15 protein-coding genes are annotated in these 17,231 nt (G+C 48.7%); 12 read left to right on the top strand and 3 right to left on the bottom strand.

Features of this window, described 5'->3' with window-relative positions:
• Positions 1-68: 68 nt before the first annotated feature.
• Together IY568_RS11140 and IY568_RS11135 are read right to left on the bottom strand one after the other, a co-directional pair.
• On the bottom strand, positions 69-350 hold the full coding sequence (locus tag IY568_RS11140; RefSeq protein ID WP_125560779.1) for a peptidylprolyl isomerase: 282 nt from the start codon (positions 348-350) through the stop codon (positions 69-71).
• 66 nt (positions 351-416) lie between these two features.
• Positions 417-983: a glutathione peroxidase gene (locus IY568_RS11135; RefSeq protein ID WP_010383962.1), complete on the bottom strand. Its 567-nt coding sequence runs from the start codon at positions 981-983 to the stop codon at positions 417-419.
• Positions 984-1,177: 194 nt separating this feature from the next.
• Here IY568_RS11135 and IY568_RS11130 point away from each other — a divergent pair, with 194 nt between their 5' ends.
• Together IY568_RS11130 and IY568_RS11125 are read left to right on the top strand one after the other, a co-directional pair.
• Positions 1,178-3,121 carry an ATP-binding protein gene (locus IY568_RS11130; protein WP_138538722.1) on the top strand — a complete coding sequence of 648 codons (1,944 nt, stop codon included), beginning with the start codon at positions 1,178-1,180 and terminating at the stop codon, positions 3,119-3,121.
• A 129-nt stretch (positions 3,122-3,250) separates the two neighbouring features.
• Positions 3,251-4,393 carry a response regulator gene (locus IY568_RS11125; protein ID WP_125560775.1) on the top strand — a complete coding sequence of 381 codons (1,143 nt, stop codon included), beginning with the start codon at positions 3,251-3,253 and terminating at the stop codon, positions 4,391-4,393.
• A gap of 81 nt (positions 4,394-4,474) precedes the next feature.
• Here the strand turns inward: IY568_RS11125 and queG are convergent, their stop codons facing one another.
• Positions 4,475-5,623, bottom strand: a complete 1,149-nt coding sequence (gene queG / locus IY568_RS11120) for a tRNA epoxyqueuosine(34) reductase QueG (protein WP_194867565.1) — start codon at positions 5,621-5,623, stop codon at positions 4,475-4,477.
• A 3-nt stretch (positions 5,624-5,626) separates the two neighbouring features.
• Between queG and IY568_RS11115 the strand changes: the two genes are divergently transcribed.
• The 10 genes from IY568_RS11115 (at position 5,627) to IY568_RS11070 (ending at position 17,174) form a co-directional block, all read left to right on the top strand.
• Positions 5,627-7,120, top strand: coding sequence for an NAD(P)H-hydrate dehydratase (locus IY568_RS11115; protein ID WP_194867564.1), 1,494 nt, complete (start codon positions 5,627-5,629; stop codon positions 7,118-7,120).
• Positions 7,121-7,128: 8 nt separating this feature from the next.
• Positions 7,129-7,593 carry a tRNA (adenosine(37)-N6)-threonylcarbamoyltransferase complex ATPase subunit type 1 TsaE gene (gene tsaE / locus IY568_RS11110; RefSeq protein ID WP_194867563.1) on the top strand — a complete coding sequence of 155 codons (465 nt, stop codon included), beginning with the start codon at positions 7,129-7,131 and terminating at the stop codon, positions 7,591-7,593.
• Entirely contained in the window at positions 7,586-8,932 is a 1,347-nt protein-coding gene (locus IY568_RS11105) for an N-acetylmuramoyl-L-alanine amidase (RefSeq protein WP_125560767.1), read from the top strand. Before tsaE ends, IY568_RS11105 begins: the two co-directional genes overlap by 8 nt.
• A gap of 3 nt (positions 8,933-8,935) precedes the next feature.
• Positions 8,936-10,828, top strand: a complete 1,893-nt coding sequence (gene mutL / locus IY568_RS11100; protein WP_194867562.1) for a DNA mismatch repair endonuclease MutL — start codon at positions 8,936-8,938, stop codon at positions 10,826-10,828.
• A 60-nt stretch (positions 10,829-10,888) separates the two neighbouring features.
• Entirely contained in the window at positions 10,889-11,806 is a 918-nt protein-coding gene (miaA, locus tag IY568_RS11095; protein WP_125560763.1) for a tRNA (adenosine(37)-N6)-dimethylallyltransferase MiaA, read from the top strand.
• A gap of 78 nt (positions 11,807-11,884) precedes the next feature.
• Complete coding sequence (gene hfq / locus IY568_RS11090) at positions 11,885-12,148, top strand: RNA chaperone Hfq (protein WP_125560761.1); 264 nt, start codon at positions 11,885-11,887, stop codon at positions 12,146-12,148.
• A 31-nt stretch (positions 12,149-12,179) separates the two neighbouring features.
• Positions 12,180-13,469, top strand: coding sequence for a ribosome rescue GTPase HflX (gene hflX / locus IY568_RS11085; RefSeq protein WP_125560759.1), 1,290 nt, complete (start codon positions 12,180-12,182; stop codon positions 13,467-13,469).
• A gap of 91 nt (positions 13,470-13,560) precedes the next feature.
• Complete coding sequence (gene hflK, locus IY568_RS11080; RefSeq protein ID WP_010383980.1) at positions 13,561-14,724, top strand: FtsH protease activity modulator HflK; 1,164 nt, start codon at positions 13,561-13,563, stop codon at positions 14,722-14,724.
• A 5-nt stretch (positions 14,725-14,729) separates the two neighbouring features.
• On the top strand, positions 14,730-15,608 hold the full coding sequence (hflC, locus tag IY568_RS11075) for a protease modulator HflC (protein WP_010383983.1): 879 nt from the start codon (positions 14,730-14,732) through the stop codon (positions 15,606-15,608).
• A gap of 249 nt (positions 15,609-15,857) precedes the next feature.
• On the top strand, positions 15,858-17,174 hold the full coding sequence (locus IY568_RS11070; protein WP_194867561.1) for an adenylosuccinate synthase: 1,317 nt from the start codon (positions 15,858-15,860) through the stop codon (positions 17,172-17,174).
• Positions 17,175-17,231: the final 57 nt, after the last annotated feature.

Raw genomic sequence — 17,231 nt, 5'->3', positions numbered from 1 at the left:
GCTGGATAGATCCGAGAGGTCATAGGCAAAGCTACCGACAGAGACATACTGCCAGTAGCAAACGTGGTTTAATCGACCCGGCTGGTGACTTCAAGCAGGTGATAACCAAACTGCGTCTGAACCGGTCCCTGCACCTCATTGAGTGGTGCCGAAAATACCACTTTGTCGAACTCAGGTACCATCATGCCAGGTCCGAACTCACCCAGCTCACCCCCATCCTGTCCAGACGGGCAACTGGAATATTGTTTTGCGATCTCGGCAAAGTCTTCACCTGCTGCAATACGTTGCTTAAGTTCAAGGCATTGAGCTTCGTTATCGACTAATATGTGTCTTGCGCTGGCTAGTGTCATTATCTCTCCATGGATGGGTTAATTATTGCTCATACATTATTCTAATATACTTAGATTTAAAGCGCATTATTTAAGATCAAGTTCTTTTTCGATGGCCGCTATCATAGGCTCTGACATCGGTTTGGTGCGGCTATTGAACTGCTGGATTGTTTTGCGATCAGCCGAGATTAGATATTTGTAGAAATTCCACATGGGCGCACCGCTTTGTTCGCCTAAGTGTTGAAACACCGGGTTGGCATCGTCGCCGCGCACGGCACCTGTTGCCATCATAGTAAAGGTGACGCCGTAGTTGATAAAGCAGACCTCAGCCGTATCTTTTTCGTCGTTTTCTTCCTGAAAGAAGTCGTCAGACGGAAACCCTAGTACCACCAGACCTTTGTCGGCATAAGCTTTGTGCAGTTTTTCCAGGCCATCGAACTGACCTGTAAACCCACAGTTACTGGCGGTATTGACGACTAATAATGGTTTCCCCTCAAAAGCGCATAAGTCGACGGTGTCTTTTGATCTGAGTTTTCTGAATTCATAGCCGGTAAAATCATCACAGGCCTTACTTTTGGTGAAATCTGGTGTCTCGCTGGCATACGCGCCGTTGCTGGCAAGCAGTGCCATGGATATCAATAGTGGTTTTATCATCGGGGGCTCCCTGAAACGGTTTTAAACTCAATGCCTGAGTATACGTGGCACGAACGTGGTCAGTTCACAGTGTAACCGCTGCGCGTTGCGATTCAACCTGCGTGCATTTCGGATTAGCGATTTTTGACTAAACTGAATGCTAGCGGTTACAACAAGTAACGCCGTAAATTGGTTTACCACAGCAGGATTTAGTTATGGAAAACAACAAGGTATTAATTATCGATAGCAGCAGTGTGCTGGCTATGAGACTGAAGGTATTATTTGAATTATTGGGCTGTGAGGTGGTGCATTTACATTTTCAGATGTTGCACAAGGTTCAGGATTTCTTTGCGTATCATGTTGTCGCCATTGCCCATGGACTGCCGGATAGCACCTTTGATGCCTTGTCTGCGTTAAAAGATCACGACCGTCTAATCTTGCTCGCGCCAAAGCCAGAAAACTCTGAGCATGTTGATGCATTCAGCCGCTTAAATCGAATGCTGTGTAATGCCATCGTGATCTACCCATTTTTTGGCAATAAAGAAATCACGGGTTTGCTTGAACGGGTGCTTGAAACGGGTGATCATGACCGACTTGAACTACCGAAAATCCTTCTGGTGGATCATCGAGAAGACCGTCTGAGGCGTTTGACGGCCAGCCTGCGTGGCGCGCAACTGACAGTCGTAACTGCACACTGCATTACTGAGGCAATGCAACAGGCAACCACCCATGATATTGACTTATTGATTTGTGATTTCAACCTGGCGCAGGGGAGTGGTCTGGATGTCTTCAAGAAGGTACGACAGATCCACCGTGATGCACGCTGCTTGTTGATGACCTCGCGGCAAAATCAGGTGGATATGATGGAAGCCATCCGTCAGGGCGTTGAAGATGTATTAACTAAACCCATTGATGAGGGGGCGTTGTTGCAGTCGCTGCACAAACTCTGGCAAAGCGAGTTGTTACGTCGCCATAACCAAGAGTTGGTTGAACGGTTGCAGGATACGGTCGACGCCCTCATTGAGCGAGATAGTTTATTACGGGTGATTTATAAGCACACACCCGATCCCATCATGTTGTTTAATCTCGATGGTTTTGTGATTGAGGCCAATGATGGTTGCACTTCTTTACTGCGACTACCGGGAGATCAGCTTCAACAACATTCCATTTTTGACCTGTTTGAACCTGCCTCTGTCACCGCATTAAAAGAAGCCATCAATAATGGTGGTGTATTGCGGCATTTTAATTGTGAGCTGGTGTTACCGCAAAAAGATGGGCCAAGCATTCCCTTGATGGGGACATTTATTGAGATTGACCATCACGGTGAAATTGCCTTGGCCGCGATTTTTAAGAACGTTGCCCAATTGAAACGCAAACAGCAACTACTTGAGGAGGCCAAAGAAGTACTGGAGGTAGAGGTTCAGGCGCGCACGGCACAACTCCAGGCGGCTAAAGAAGCCGCGGAAGCGGCGAATATCAGCAAATCTGAGTTTCTTGCTAATATGTCTCACGAACTCCGAACCCCCATGCACTCCATTTTGAGTTTCGCGCGCTTTGGGATTGATAAGTTGGCATGTGGTGAGGTACCGGTGAACAAGTTGGAGAAATACCTGTCACGGATCGAGACCAGTGGCGAACGCCTGTTGTTACTGCTGAACAATCTGCTCGACTTGTCTAAATTGGATGCTGGTCGTTTTCCCTTTAACCCTGCACCGCACAATCTGCTCACTTTAATACACACCGCAAAAGAAGATGTGTCGGGTCTGGCGATGGCGCGGCATATTCACATCGAGCTTCAAGTACAAGAAGATAACATTGTGCTGTGTTGTGATGCTGAGCAGCTGACCCAGGTGATGAGAAACTTGTTGGGTAACGCGCTGAAGTTCAGCCCTGAGCATAGCGAAGTGACCGTCACGGTTACGCTTAACGCGGGATATGTCCATATTTTGGTGCGGGACAAGGGCGTTGGCATACCTGAAGATGAACTGGAGCATATATTCGATAAGTTTGCCCAAAGCAGTAAAACTAACAGTGGGGCTGGCGGAACCGGATTGGGGTTGGCCATTTGCAAAGAATTTGTATTGCTGCATAAAGGTTGTATTTATGCCGAAAACAACCCGGAACAGGGCGCTTGTATTCATATTGAGCTGCCAATTTAGAGGGATCACTAGCGCCATGGGTGATCACTGTCTATAACTAAATTAAAGCTGTCATTGCGGGGACATTTCTCACGTTTGAAGGTGTGTTTGCAGATGATGGTGCTTTGGCAACGGAAAAGGAACTGAGAAATGGCATTGCAACGAATCCTGGCGGTGGATGACGAACCTTTCAACCTCGAAATTATCGAAGAAATACTTGAAGACCTCGACTTTGAATTACTGACTGTAACCAGTGGGCAGGAATGCCTGGATGTTATTGAGGATTTCGCGCCTCAGGTCGTATTGCTGGATGTCAGCATGCCGCAGATGAATGGGTATGAGGTATGCAAGAAGATCAAAGCCAATCTGGAAACGCAGAACATCATTGTGATGTTTGTGTCGGCACGAGGATCGGTTGAAGAGCGCATGGAAGGCTACGCAGTTGGTGCGGAGGATTACATCGTTAAGCCGTTTGGCCACAGTGAATTAAAAGCCAAGCTGCTTAATTTAGGGCAGATGTTGCTGGAGCGTGATATCCTGGAGCAGCAGGTCGAAGACGCAACTTCCACGGCGTTCAATGCCATGGCGACCAGCAGTGAAATGGGATTTATCGTCAGTTACATTGAACAGATCGGTGTCATTGATGACATTCAGGCGTTAGCAAAGGCTCTGATCCAGTGTCTCAGTAATTTAGGGTTAAGCTGCAATATTGAGTTTCGGGTCGATGAGCAGCGCCATCATTTTGCCACTGCGGGACTGTGTTCCCCAATTGTACTGGAGTTGTTTGAAATATTGCGTTCGAAGGGCCGTTTGCATGAGTTTACCAGCCGGATCCTGGTGAACTACAATCTGGTGAGTGTGCTGATCCTGAATATGCCCTCAGAAGACGCGGACAAACACGGCCGGCTCAGAGATCATATTTGTTTTATCGCCAGTGTGACTGAACAGCAATTGCTGGCAATTCTGACCCGTAAGCAGTTGCTGTCTCAGCAAGCGGAGCTCAATGATGCTATTTCTATGATCCACAGTAAGTTCACCGGATTGTTGGCTTTGCTCAACAATAACCGCTCTCAGAATGAATCCATCTTTCGCCGTCTACAGGAGGTGTTTGAGCAGCGGATCCCAACCATGGGGTTGGATGAGGATCAGGAAGTATTCATTTATCAGCATGTCGACGAAGCCATTCAGGGTTCAATTGCCAGGGAAGAAGCGATTATGCAGGTGCGCGAAGCGTTTACTGAAATTGAAAGCGATTTGTCATTACTCAGCTCTGCAGGAAAGCATGCTGAATAGCTGAATACGTGTTGTCACCGCAATCTTTGAGGTGTAATCGCGGTTAAAAACACTGCAGGAGGCCAATGTTGATTCACATGATTAAGCGTCCCGAGGCAGGCCTTTTTCGATGATCCGGATCAGCCGGGCGTTTTTACGCTGTTGCTCGGTGCGTTTGATGCGCTGTTGTGCCAGGGCCCAAGTTATATGCTCTTTGACAAGATCTGAGGCCGACTCCAGGCGTGCTTCAAGTACCTCGATTATCTGTTCGTCAGGTTCTGCATTGCCTAATCCAACGGCTAAGTTCCGTAGCCAGCGTTCATGGCCAATACGGCGAATGGGGCTGCCTTCAGTGTTTTTTAGAAAAGTTGCTTCGTCCCACTGAAAAAGTGTCAGCAGCTCCCGATCTTTGAGTTGCTGACGGGGATGAAAATCCTGCTCATCGGTAAGCTGGCCGTAGCGGTTCCACGGGCACACCAGCTGACAGTCGTCACAGCCGTATACCCGGTTGCCCAACAGTGGGCGGTATTGTTCGGGGATCGGGCCCTGTAATTCTATTGTCAGGTAAGAAATACATTTGCGGGCATCTACTACATAAGGTTCTACAATGGCTCCGGTCGGGCAAAGTGTGATACAGGCGTTGCACTTGCCACAGCCTTCTTCCTGAGGATTGTTATCAACTGGCAGGGGCAAATCCACAAACAGCTCACCAAGAAAAAACCACGAGCCGGCTTGTTTGTGGATCAGCAAGCTGTTTTTGCCACGCCAGCCGAGTCCGGCTTTTTCTGCCAACTGTCGCTCCAGCACTGGCGCTGAATCGACAAAGGGACGAAAGCCAAACTGACCGACGTCCTGTTCAATGCGCTGGCCGAGTTTCTTTAATCGGTTGCGGATCACTTTGTGATAGTCCCGGCCCAGTGCATAACGACTGATGTAGGCGGTTTGTTTATTGTTGAGCGCGCGGGCGAAACTGGCATCGGGTGGCAGGTAGTTCATTTTCACCGAGATCACCCTTTGAGTGCCTGGCACAAGCTCTGCAGGGCGGGCACGCTTCATACCATGTGCTGCCATGTATTCCATCTCGCCATGATAGCCATTATCAAGCCAACGCTGTAGCTGCGCTTCATGCTCGCTGAGGTCTATGTTGGTAATGCCGACTTCAGCAAAGCCAAGTTCTTTGCCCCAAAGCTTAATTTTTTGTGCAAGTTCAGTATAGTTAATATCAACAGAAGAATGAGTAGTGGTTGTCACGGAATGTCTATATCACAAGCAAAATACCTGACTAATTTACCACAAGTTGCCTATACGGCCCAAGCGGTACAAACGAATGAAGCCGAAGCCGCGCGTCTTGCGGGCACCACATTAAGTGCCTTGATGCAGCGCGCGGGGGCTGCCTTATTTGATTACGTCAGTAGCCTGGCACCGAGTGGCCCAATTTTAATTCTCACGGGCAAGGGCAATAACGGGGGCGACGGTTATGTTCTTGCGCGTTTGTGTCATCAGGCAGGTATGAGGGCTGAAGTGCTGGCCTTGTTCGATCCGCAGCAACTTCAGGGTGATGCTTACGAGGCGTACCGGGATTATCTGAGCAGTGGCGGTGTTGTGCTGGATAGCATGCAACCAGGCAGTGCGCCGGGTTTAATCGTCGATGCTGTCTTTGGCAGTGGCTTTCGTGGTCAGTTGCCCGAGAACGTTGCTGCGGTATTTCGACGCTTTGCTCAGAGCTCGGCACATCGGCTTGCCGTTGATATCCCCAGCGGTGTCAATGGCTCAACTAGCGAAGTTGCCTGTGATGCCTTTATTGCTGATGCCACGATGACTTTCATTGCGTTAAAGCAAGGGCTATTAAGTGGTTCAGCCAAGCGCCATACCGGCAGTGTGTATCTGGCACCGTTAGGGGTCGGTCAAGAGTTTGCTCAATTGGTATGTCCCTCAAGCCATTACTTTAGTGCAGAAACGTTACTGGCAAAGCGCCCTGTGCGGCCCATTGATACGTATAAAAACCGCTGTGGTCACGTTTTGTTGATTGGCGGCGGTCCGGGGATGGCTGGTGCGATACGTTTGGCTGCCGAAGCCTGTTTACGCGCTGGCGCAGGTCTGGTGAGTGTGGCAACACACCCGGACAATCAGGCCATGGTCCTGCAAGGCCGTTATGAACTTATGGTGCATGGTGTTGCAAACGCCCAAGAGTTGACGCCTTTACTGGACAAGGCCGATACGCTGGTGATTGGCCCAGGGTTAGGTCAGTCAGAATGGGCACAGGCGCTATTCGAGGCTGTACGCTCGTGTGAGCAACATGTTGTTGTCGACGCCGATGGGCTGAATTTACTGGCGAGCCAGCCTATGCAGTGGCAAAATGCGATTTTGACCCCGCATTGGGGAGAGGCGATGAGACTCAGCACTGCCGTTACAACAGACGCTAAAACCCTTAGTCGCTTCGATATGAGTAATGCGCTTGCTCAGCATTATCTGGCCTGTGTGGTACTCAAGGGGCCTGGGACTTTGGTTCAGCAGGCAAAGCGAATAAATATCAATCGCTCGGGGTGTGCAGCCATGGCCAGTGCTGGGATGGGCGATGTATTATCTGGTATAATTGCGGCTTTGTTAGCGCAGGGCCTGAGTAAATTTGATGCGGCTATGTTAGCGGTGTATATTCATGGTCTTGCGGCTGAAAAAGCGGCACATGACGGCGCGCATGGGTTGCTGGCAAGCGATTTATTTGTCCATATTAGAGGTATTATCGGATGAGTGTCGATATGACATTAGAAATTGATCTGGCTGATGAAGCCGCAACCATTGCCCTGGGAAGCCAGCTGGCCACATTGATTGATTCGGGGGCGGTATTCTATTTGCATGGTGATTTGGGCGCCGGCAAAACAACACTGACACGTGGTATTGTGCAGGGGTTGGGCCATCAGGGGAATGTAAAAAGCCCGACCTATACCTTAGTTGAACCGTATGAGTTGGGTGAGGTCAGTATTTATCACTTTGACTTGTATCGTTTGGGGGATCCTGAAGAGCTTGAGTTTATGGGGATCCGGGATTATTTTGCACCGCACGCTGTGTGCATTGTTGAGTGGCCTGAAAAAGGCGCAGGCGTGATCCCAACAGCAGATATGGACATTGATTTGGCCTATCATGGTGCAGGGCGCCGTGCGGTATTAAGGCCACATACAGAACGAGGAAAGCAGCTTGCTGAAGCTATAAGTCGATATGCGTAGTGCGATAATAAGAATTAGCTTTACCCTGTTTGCGCTGAGCGTGTTATTACTCGCCAGCGCTGCGCAGGCAAAAAACAAAATCAACGGTGTGCGTGTCTGGCCTTCACCCGAAAGCACGCGCGTTGTGTTTGATTTGTCTGAAAAACCAGAATACAGCTACTTTATGCTGAAAAACCCGCTACGACTGGTGATCGATCTGGAAAATACCAGTAAGCTCAAGCAACTGCCTACCTTGCCTAAAGAACACAAGATTGTTCAAAAACTTCGCTACAGTCAGGCAAAGAGTCGCAACAGTACCCGAGTGGTGATGGAGTTAAGCCGGGCTGCCAAACCCGTCATTTTTGCGCTTGCGCCTACCGGACCGTATAAAGATCGTCTGGTGGTGGACCTGTATGGTCAGCAAAAGAGCCTTTATGCCAGTAAATCCACGCAAAGTAAGAAGCGTGAGCTGGCGAAAGACAGAGATATCATTATAGCCATTGATGCCGGGCATGGTGGGGAAGACCCCGGTTCCATTGGGCCTGCTGGCACCTATGAAAAAAACGTTACATTGCCAATCGCCAAACGACTTGCTCGCCTGATCGATAAGGAGCCGGGCATGCAGGCGCGTCTGACCCGCACGGGTGATTATTATATTAAGCTGAACACACGTACTGCACGGGCCAGAGAGCGCCAGGCAGACTTTTTTGTGTCTATTCACGCCGATGCGTTTTCACGTCCAGAGCCGAGAGGTGCGTCGGTATGGATCCTATCGTTACGCCGCGCCAATTCTGAAGTGGGTAAATGGCTGGAAGACAAAGAAAAGCACTCTCAGTTGTTAGGGGGAGCGGCGGATGTGATTAAAGACACTGCCAACGAAAAGTACCTGGCGAAAGCACTGCTAGATATGTCGATGGATCATTCGATGAAAACCGGTTTTAAGGTGGCCGAGGAGGTCGTTGGTGAGCTGAAGAAGGTTACTAAGTTACATAAAAAACGCCCTCAGGCGGCAAATTTTGGGGTGCTGAAGTCACCGGATATACCCTCAATTTTGGTCGAAACCGGATTTATTTCCAACCCACAGGAAGAAAAGCAGCTCAAAACCAGCTATCACCAGCAACGCCTTGCAAACGCGATATTTAAGTCAATTAAGCGTTACTATCAGCAAAATCCGCCAGACAACACCTTGTTTGCAAGCCTGAAAAACAATAAGCCGCTGCGCCATAAGGTACAACGGGGAGAATCACTGAGTGTGCTGGCCGCGCGTTATGGCACAACGGTGTCAGCGCTTAAAAAGGCAAATCGCTTGACTAAGAATACCTTGTATATAGGTCAGGTACTGACCATTCCGAAGGCGTAAACTGTGAGCATTGAAATTTTACCAGCCAGGCTGGCCAACCAGATAGCTGCGGGTGAGGTGGTTGAGCGTCCCGCGTCAGTGGTCAAAGAGCTGGTTGAAAACAGCATTGATGCCGGTGCGACACGCATTCAGATAGACATAGAGCGTGGCGGCCATAAACTGATCCGGATCCGGGATAATGGTGCTGGAATCGTCAAAGATGAATTGACTTTGGCGTTGTCCCGTCACGCAACCAGTAAGCTGAAAACTCTGGACGACCTGGAGTGTATTGCTTCACTGGGGTTTCGTGGTGAAGCCCTCGCTTCAATCAGCTCGGTATCGCGGCTAACTCTGAGCTCCAAGCCAGCAGAGCAGGAAACGGCTTGGCAGGCATTTGCCGAGGGTCGTGATATGACGGTTCAGATCCAACCAACAGCACACCCCAATGGCACCACTATTGAAGTGAAGGATCTGTTCTTTAATACGCCGGCGAGGCGTAAGTTTTTGCGTACTGAAAAAACTGAATTCAGCCATATTGATGAGCTGATCAAACGCATTGCATTGAGTCGCTTTGACCTGGCTTTGACGCTCACTCATAACCAGAAAGTGATCAGACAGTTTCGTGCCCGGCCTGATCCATACAGCGTAGAGCGAGTTGCTCAGGTTGCCGGTAAAATCTTTGCACAACAAGCAAGTTTTGTTGAGTCTGGCCATGATGGCCTGAAGTTGTATGGCTGGGTCCTGCCAGTGGGCAGCAGTAATCAAACTCAGTACACTTACGTGAATGGCCGCATGATGCGAGATAAGCTCATTTTGCATGCTATTCGACAAGCGTTTGAAGAAACCGCTGGGGCCGTTGATACACCCGGGTTTGTGATTTATCTGGAGTTGGATCCCACTCAGGTTGATGTCAATGTACATCCGGCTAAGCATGAAGTGCGCTTTCATCAGGCCCGGCTGATCCACGACTTTATCGTACAGGCTGTGAAACAGGTGGTGCTCAGTGAGTCCCCGGAATTACCTTTACCGGTGGCCGAGCCTCAGCTGGCGACCAACGTTATAAATGACGCACAAGAACCCCTCAGCCCGCCGGTGTCTGAACAGTTTACTTTACAGGATACGCGTCAACACCAGGCATATCGCTCGCCGTTACAGAGTGACTATGGATCGGTGCAAGATAGCGCTCGGGCTCCTGTTTCAGGAGCTGGCTCCGCAGCGTTTACGGCCAACCCTGGTTATCGTAGTGGTGCGAAAAGCAGCAACAGTTCAGGCTCTGCTAAGTCCCGGCAAGTTAATGTAAACGAGCTATATCAGGGGATGGCTACGGTTGCTGATATGCCGCAGCTGGCACCTGTGGTAGACGAGCAGATAAAACCACAGCGCACAGAAGTAACCCGTTTTCTTGTCTTGGCTGAAGGAGCCGTGCTTTTTACTCAGGAAGGTGAGCTCAGGCTGGGGCACTGTCGAGATGGTCTGATTGAGGCCTGGCAGGCGCAAATTGAGCAAGATGGTACCTTACAGGGCAAAGCCTTGTTGTTGCCGGTGCGCGTTAACCTCAGTGCGGAGGAAATTGCGAGCGTGGTAGCGCAGGAATCCTGGCTGACATTATTGGGCTTTGCTATTCAGGCACATGAGCGTTATGTGATGATTAAAAAGCTGCCGCTAAGTTTATACAGCCTGGACGTGCCACAGTGCCTTGAAAAGGTACTGAGTGTTTGCGCAATGAAGGAGCAGACACTGGATGCCTGGTTAAACTGGCTACAAGTAACCACCCCCGCAGGATATTTTTATTCGCAACACTTTGCGGCAGTGGCAGAAAAAATCATAAAAAATGGCAGAAGCTGTGCTCAAATTGAGGCAAAAGCGGTTACAATAGATCAAAGCAAGTTATCAAGCTTGTCCCAACAAGAACAGTGAGTTCTTGTCCTGTCTGCAACCGCTGAACGGTTGCAGCACCAACAGCAGTAGAGAAACAGCGTGCAAGCAAAACCCGTTATTACCTTGATGGGGCCAACCGCCGCCGGTAAAACCGCGTTGGCCATTGAGCTCTGTCAACAATTAAACAGTGAGATTATCAGTGTGGACTCTGCACTGGTCTATAAAGGTATGGACATAGGTACTGCGAAGCCTGATGCTGCTGAGCAGGCCATGGCGCCGCATCACCTGATCGATATACTGGATCCGGCTGAGAGTTATTCTGTTGCAGATTTTCGACGTGATGCCATTGCCTGTATCGATCGTCTGCACCAGCAAGGTAAAGTGCCTGTGTTGGTTGGTGGTACTATGATGTACTTTAAAGGGCTGATCGAGGGGTTGTCACCCTTACCGGAAGCCTGTCCAAAAGTGCGCGAAACACTGGAACAAGAGGCAAACGCACAGGGCTGGCCTGCTTTACACGCGCAGCTGACGGAGATAGACCCACAAGCGGCGAGCAAAATCAGTGAAAACGACTCACAGCGGATTAATAGAGCGCTGGAAGTCTATCGTCTGACAGGCAAAACGATGACGGAATTGCAAAAAGCCAAACAAGCGCCTTTGCCTTATCAGTTTCACCAGTTTGCAATTGCTCCGAAGGATCGTAAGATACTGCACGAAAGGATAGAAAAAAGATTTAAAATAATGCTGGATCAGGGCTTTAAAAACGAAGTTTTGGCCTTATATCAGCGAGATGATTTGCATCCAGATTTGCCTTCCATTCGTTGTGTGGGGTATCGGCAGATGTGGGAGCATTTGGCTGGTGAGTGCGATTATGAAGAAATGCTCTTCAAAGGGATCGCAGCAACCAGGCAGTTAGCGAAGCGCCAATTAACCTGGTTACGTAGTTGGCCAGATGTCACCTGGCTTGAAACCGACGGGCAAGAAAACTTGCAACGTGTATTAAGTTCGCTAAGCTAATAGAGGTTGGGGCAATCTTTTTATTCAGATTACTTCAACTATCTCAACATAATAACACCTAGAACGAAGGATAAGAACATGGCAAAAGGCCAATCGTTACAAGACCCATTTTTGAATGTCTTACGTCGTGAGCGCATTCCCGTTTCCATCTTTTTAGTTAACGGTATCAAATTACAAGGCAAGATCCAGTCCTTTGATCAGTTCGTCATCTTGCTTGAAAACACTGTAAATCAAATGGTTTACAAACATGCCATTTCCACTGTGGTGCCTGCTCGTGCTGTAAATTTCCAGAACACTCAAGGTAATGACAGTGCAGATCATGGCGAAGATGGTAACTTTTAATCGTTTTTAGTCGATAGTAGGAGCGTAATGCTTGTTTGACCGTTATGAAGCCGGCGAACAGGCAGTCTTAGTACATATAGAGTTTCCGAATGAAGGAGATCGAGAAGATCTTCGCGAGCTGGAAATGCTAGTGTCTTCTGCTGGTGTTAGTTGTTTGACGGTTGTGCAAGGCAGCCGTCAGGCGCCTCACCCGAAATTATTTGTCGGGACGGGGAAAGCAGAAGAAATCGCTGAGATTGTCAGAACTCACAATGCAGATGTCATCATCTTTAATCATCAACTCAGTCCCTCTCAAGAGCGCAACTTAGAGCGTGTCTGCCGTTGTCGTGTATTAGATAGAACGACCTTAATTTTAGATATTTTTGCTCAACGTGCACGTACCCACGAAGGTAAATTGCAGGTTGAATTGGCGCAGCTACGGCATATTTCAACTCGCCTGATCCGCGGCTGGACTCACCTTGAAAGACAAAAAGGCGGGATAGGCTTGCGTGGGCCGGGTGAAACTCAGCTGGAAACTGACCGACGGTTACTCAGAGAGCGGATTAAAAGTATCCGTAAACGACTCGAAAAGGTAGCAACAGTGCGCGAGCAAGGGCGTCGTGCCCGCAGTCGTAATGAAATTCCGACGGTGTCGCTGGTTGGCTATACCAACGCGGGAAAGTCGACCTTATTTAACCATGTGACACATGCAGATGTGTATGCGGCTGATCAGCTCTTTGCGACTTTGGATCCAACACTAAGAAAGCTAGAGATAGCGGATGTTGGGCCGGTGATCTTTGCCGATACAGTTGGATTTATACGTCATTTACCTCACGACCTGGTTGCCGCATTTAAAGCTACTCTGACAGAAACACGAGAAGCAGATTTGCAGCTGCATGTCGTGGATGTGGCAGATCAGAGAAGAAAAGAAAATATAGAAGAGGTACAATCGGTCCTTAAAGAAATTGATGCCGATGAAATTCCTCAGCTGTTGGTTTATAACAAAATTGATCTGGTTGACGAGATCAACCCTAAAATAGACAGAGATGAGCAAGGTGTTCCGGTGCGCGTTTGGTTATCGGCCCACACTGGTGAAGGCAGTGAGTTGCTTGAACAGGCAATTTCAGAGTTGTTGGCGAAGAAGATTTTTGCTCATAAGCTCATTGTACCGCCGGCATTTGGCAAGTTACGTGGCGCTTTGTTCAACCTCAATGCGGTCAATGGCGAGTCTTATGATGAGGCCGGAAATTGGCTGTTGGATATTAGACTGCCGCAGGCTGACTGGGAAAGATTAAAGAAAGAGCAGGGGCAAGAAATAGAGCAATTTGTGGTTGGGGATTGAAAAAGCCGCATATCGCACGCATTTCTCTATTAGATCTCTGTGTTTTTTGTTAGATTTAGATTAATTCATTTTATAACAATGGAGTATAGCTATGGCCTGGAACGAACCGGGTAATAATGGCAATGATAACGACCCGTGGAAGAACCGCGGCGGTCGTGATCAGGGGCCACCTGACTTAGACGAGGTATTCCGCAAATTCAACAACAAGTTTGGCGGTATGTTTGGCGGTAAGCCAGGCAAAGGCGGTGGTATCGGCGGTGCCGGTACGGTATTTGTGCTGCTGATTGCTTTTGTTGTTTGGGCACTGAGCGGTATTTACACAGTGAAAGAAGCCGAACGTGGCATCGTGCTGCAATTCGGTGAATTTAACCGTATCGCCGAGCCGGGCCTGCGCTGGAAAATGACTTTCATTGAGCGTGTTATCCCCATTGATATTGAAGCGGTTCGCTCACTGTCAGCATCCGGCTTTATGCTGACCGAAGACGAAAACGTGGTAAGTGTCGAGTTTGAAGTACAGTATCGAGTGGTTGATCCGACTTTGTATCGCTTCAGCGTAACTGATGCTGATCACAGCTTGCAGCAAGCACTTGATAGTGCATTGCGTTATGTTGTCGGTCACTCTCGCATGGACCAGGTCTTAACCACAGGTCGTGAGTTAGTGCGTCAGCGCACCTGGGATGAGCTAACCAAAATCATCGAACCTTATAACCTGGGCATTATCGTTACTGATGTGAACTTTAAAGACTCACGTCCACCTGCAGAAGTTAAAGATGCGTTCGATGACGCTATCGCAGCACAGGAAGATGAAGAACGTTTCATTCGTGAAGCAGAAGCCTATGCAAGAGAAATTGAGCCTCGTGCTCGTGGTCAGGTAACGCGTATGACTCAGGAGGCTGAAGGTTACAAAGAGCGTATCACACTGGAAGCACAGGGTGAGGTTGAGCGCTTTGAAAAACTGTTGCCGGAGTATCAGGCTGCCAAGCAGGTTACGCGTGAGCGTCTGTACATCGAAACCATGGAACAAGTGCTGGGTAACAGCTCTAAAGTACTGGTTGATGTAAAAGGCGGTAATAACATGATGTATCTGCCGTTAGATAAAATTATGCAGCAAGGTAAGCCGGGCTCTCAGGTCACCTTACCGAGCCAGAATGACATCAATCAGCTACGTCAGTCACTAGGTCAGTCACGCAACAGCACAGTTAACAGCAGTGATGATCGTTTTTCACGTGACCGTTTTAACAATGGTGGGAGGTAACTGATATGAAAAACATGACTGTCGTAGGATTGATCATTGCCGCATTTTTGGCTTTCTCATCGGTGTTTGTTGTCACAGAAGGGCAGCGCGCCATTGTTTTACTGTTCAGTAAAGTACAAAAAGACAGCCAGGATAACGCTGTGGTTTATGAGCCGGGTCTGCACCTGAAGGTGCCATTCTTCAGTCAGGTACGTCGTATTGATGCACGTATTCAGACGCTCGATGGTGCGCCAGACCGGTTCGTGACCAGCGAGAAAAAAGACCTGATCGTTGATTCATTCGTAAAGTGGCGTGTGAACGATTTCTCCGCTTACTATCTGCGTGCCAGAGGTGATAAACAGTACGCTGAAACTCTGTTGAAGCAGAAAGTGAACAATGGTCTGAGAACCAACTTCGGTTCGCGTACCATTAAGGAAATCGTTTCGGGTGAGCGTAGTGAGCTGATGGAAGAAGCACTGGTACAGGCATCTGAAAGTGCCCAGGAACTGGGTATTGAAGTACTGGACGTGCGCGTGAAGCAAATTAACCTGCCGAATGAAGTTAGTAACTCTATTTTCCAGCGTATGCGTGCTGAACGTACAGCTGTTGCCAAAGAGCACCGCTCAGAAGGTCAGGAAAAGGCTGAAATCATTCGTGCTGAAGTTGACCGCCGAGTAACGGTTATGCTGGCAGATGCGGAACGTAATGCACGTGCCGTACGTGGTCAGGGTGATGCGCAGGCTGCGAAAATTTATGCTGACGCCTACAACAAAGATCCGGAGTTCTTCGGTTTTGTTCGCTCGCTGGAAGCATATAAAAATACCTTCACCAGCAAAGGTGATGTCATGGTATTGTCACCAGACAGTGAGTTCTTTGATTACATGAAGAACAAAAAAGGTGAATAAGCCCATCTTCGGTTGACATCACTAACCTGGTGTCAGTTGGTATAAAAAACCTCGCAGTAGCGGGGTTTTTTACATTTTAGTGATTTCTATTTCCCGTTGCTGGTGACATCACTCGGATCTGATGAGATAAAGAAAACCGTCTAAATTCATCAGGATCCCGGCGAGTGCGGAAAAAATAGCCGTAATGGGGTGTTTTGAACGGGCTTTTCTGATAAAATCTGCGCCTAATTTTTTCTAAGTGATTTTGCAATGGGTAAAAACGTCGTTGTATTGGGCACCCAGTGGGGTGACGAAGGTAAAGGTAAGGTTGTAGACCTGCTGACAGATAAGGCTTCTTTGGTTGTTCGCTATCAGGGCGGACATAATGCGGGCCACACACTGGTGATCAACGGTGAAAAAACCGTTCTGCACCTTATCCCGTCAGGCATTTTGCGTGATAACGTAAAATGTATTATCGGTAACGGTGTGGTATTGGCACCAGACGCGCTAATGAAAGAAGTACGCATGCTGGAAGAGCGTGGCGTACCAGTTCGTGAACGTTTGTTGATCAGTGAAGCTTGTCCGTTGATCTTGCCTTACCATGTTGCTTTGGATCAGGCGCGTGAATTGGCACGTGGTAACAAAGCAATTGGTACAACTGGACGTGGTATCGGCCCTGCTTATGAAGACAAAGTAGCGCGTCGTGGCCTGCGTGTTGGCGATTTGTTCAACCCTGAACAGTTTGCAGCTAAGCTCAAAGAAGTGCTTGAGTACCATAACTTCAGCCTGGTTAACTACTACAAAGTAGATCCAGTTGACTTCCAGAAGACCTATGATGAAGCAATGGAAATTGCTCAAATCCTGAAGTCTATGGTTGTCGACGTAACCGAGCTGTTGGATCAAACGCGTCTGAAGGGCGACAACATCCTGTTTGAAGGCGCTCAAGGCACCCTGCTTGATATCGACCATGGTACATACCCTTATGTCACCTCGTCTAATACCACAGCCGGTGGTGTTGCGACTGGTGCTGGTTTTGGTCCTTTGCACCTGGACTATGTACTGGGTATTGTAAAAGCTTATACCACGCGTGTTGGTTCAGGCCCGTTCCCGACAGAGCTTTACGACGGTCAGGACAAGCAAGATCCAGTTGGTAAACACCTTGGTGAGAAAGGCCACGAGTTTGGTGCTACCACAGGTCGTTTGCGTCGTACTGGTTGGTTTGATGCCGTTGCAATGCGTCGTGCAATCCAGATCAACAGCATTTCAGGTTTCTGTCTGACTAAACTGGATGTACTGGATGGTCTTGAGACTATCAAGATCTGTACTGGTTACCAGTTGGAAGATGGCACGGTAACGAACGTGACACCTCTGGCTGCTGAAGGCTACGAGAAAGTCATGCCAGTCTACGAAGAGATGCCTGGCTGGTCAGAAAACACCTTTGGTGCAACGACGGTTGAAGCGCTGCCAGAAGCCGCTGTTAACTACATCAAGCGTCTTGAAGAACTGACTGGTGTGCCAATCGACATCATTTCAACCGGCCCGGACCGCGTTGAAACTATGATTGTTCGCAACCCATTTGGCGAATAAGCATTGAAAATAAAAAAAGCTGCTACGGCAGCTTTTTTTATGTCTGCAACACCGCGC

It is taken from the genome of Pseudoalteromonas sp. PPB1, from assembly GCF_015356275.1.
GTDB classification, from domain to species: Bacteria; Pseudomonadota; Gammaproteobacteria; order Enterobacterales; family Alteromonadaceae; genus Pseudoalteromonas; species Pseudoalteromonas rubra_D.
Note: the sequence above shows the minus strand (reverse complement) of the source record. Positions and strands in the feature narration are given on the sequence as shown.

Coding starts and splice junctions, on each gene's coding strand:
- IY568_RS11140 (WP_125560779.1), bottom strand. CDS start 350: ATGACACTAGCCAGCGCAAGACACATATTAGTCGATAACGAAGCTCAA.
- hfq (WP_125560761.1), top strand. CDS start 11,885: ATGGCAAAAGGCCAATCGTTACAAGACCCATTTTTGAATGTCTTACGT.
- IY568_RS11070 (WP_194867561.1), top strand. CDS start 15,858: ATGGGTAAAAACGTCGTTGTATTGGGCACCCAGTGGGGTGACGAAGGT.
- hflC (WP_010383983.1), top strand. CDS start 14,730: ATGAAAAACATGACTGTCGTAGGATTGATCATTGCCGCATTTTTGGCT.
- IY568_RS11115 (WP_194867564.1), top strand. CDS start 5,627: ATGTCTATATCACAAGCAAAATACCTGACTAATTTACCACAAGTTGCC.
- IY568_RS11130 (WP_138538722.1), top strand. CDS start 1,178: ATGGAAAACAACAAGGTATTAATTATCGATAGCAGCAGTGTGCTGGCT.
- tsaE (WP_194867563.1), top strand. CDS start 7,129: ATGACATTAGAAATTGATCTGGCTGATGAAGCCGCAACCATTGCCCTG.
- IY568_RS11105 (WP_125560767.1), top strand. CDS start 7,586: ATGCGTAGTGCGATAATAAGAATTAGCTTTACCCTGTTTGCGCTGAGC.
- hflK (WP_010383980.1), top strand. CDS start 13,561: ATGGCCTGGAACGAACCGGGTAATAATGGCAATGATAACGACCCGTGG.
- IY568_RS11135 (WP_010383962.1), bottom strand. CDS start 983: ATGATAAAACCACTATTGATATCCATGGCACTGCTTGCCAGCAACGGC.
- IY568_RS11125 (WP_125560775.1), top strand. CDS start 3,251: ATGGCATTGCAACGAATCCTGGCGGTGGATGACGAACCTTTCAACCTC.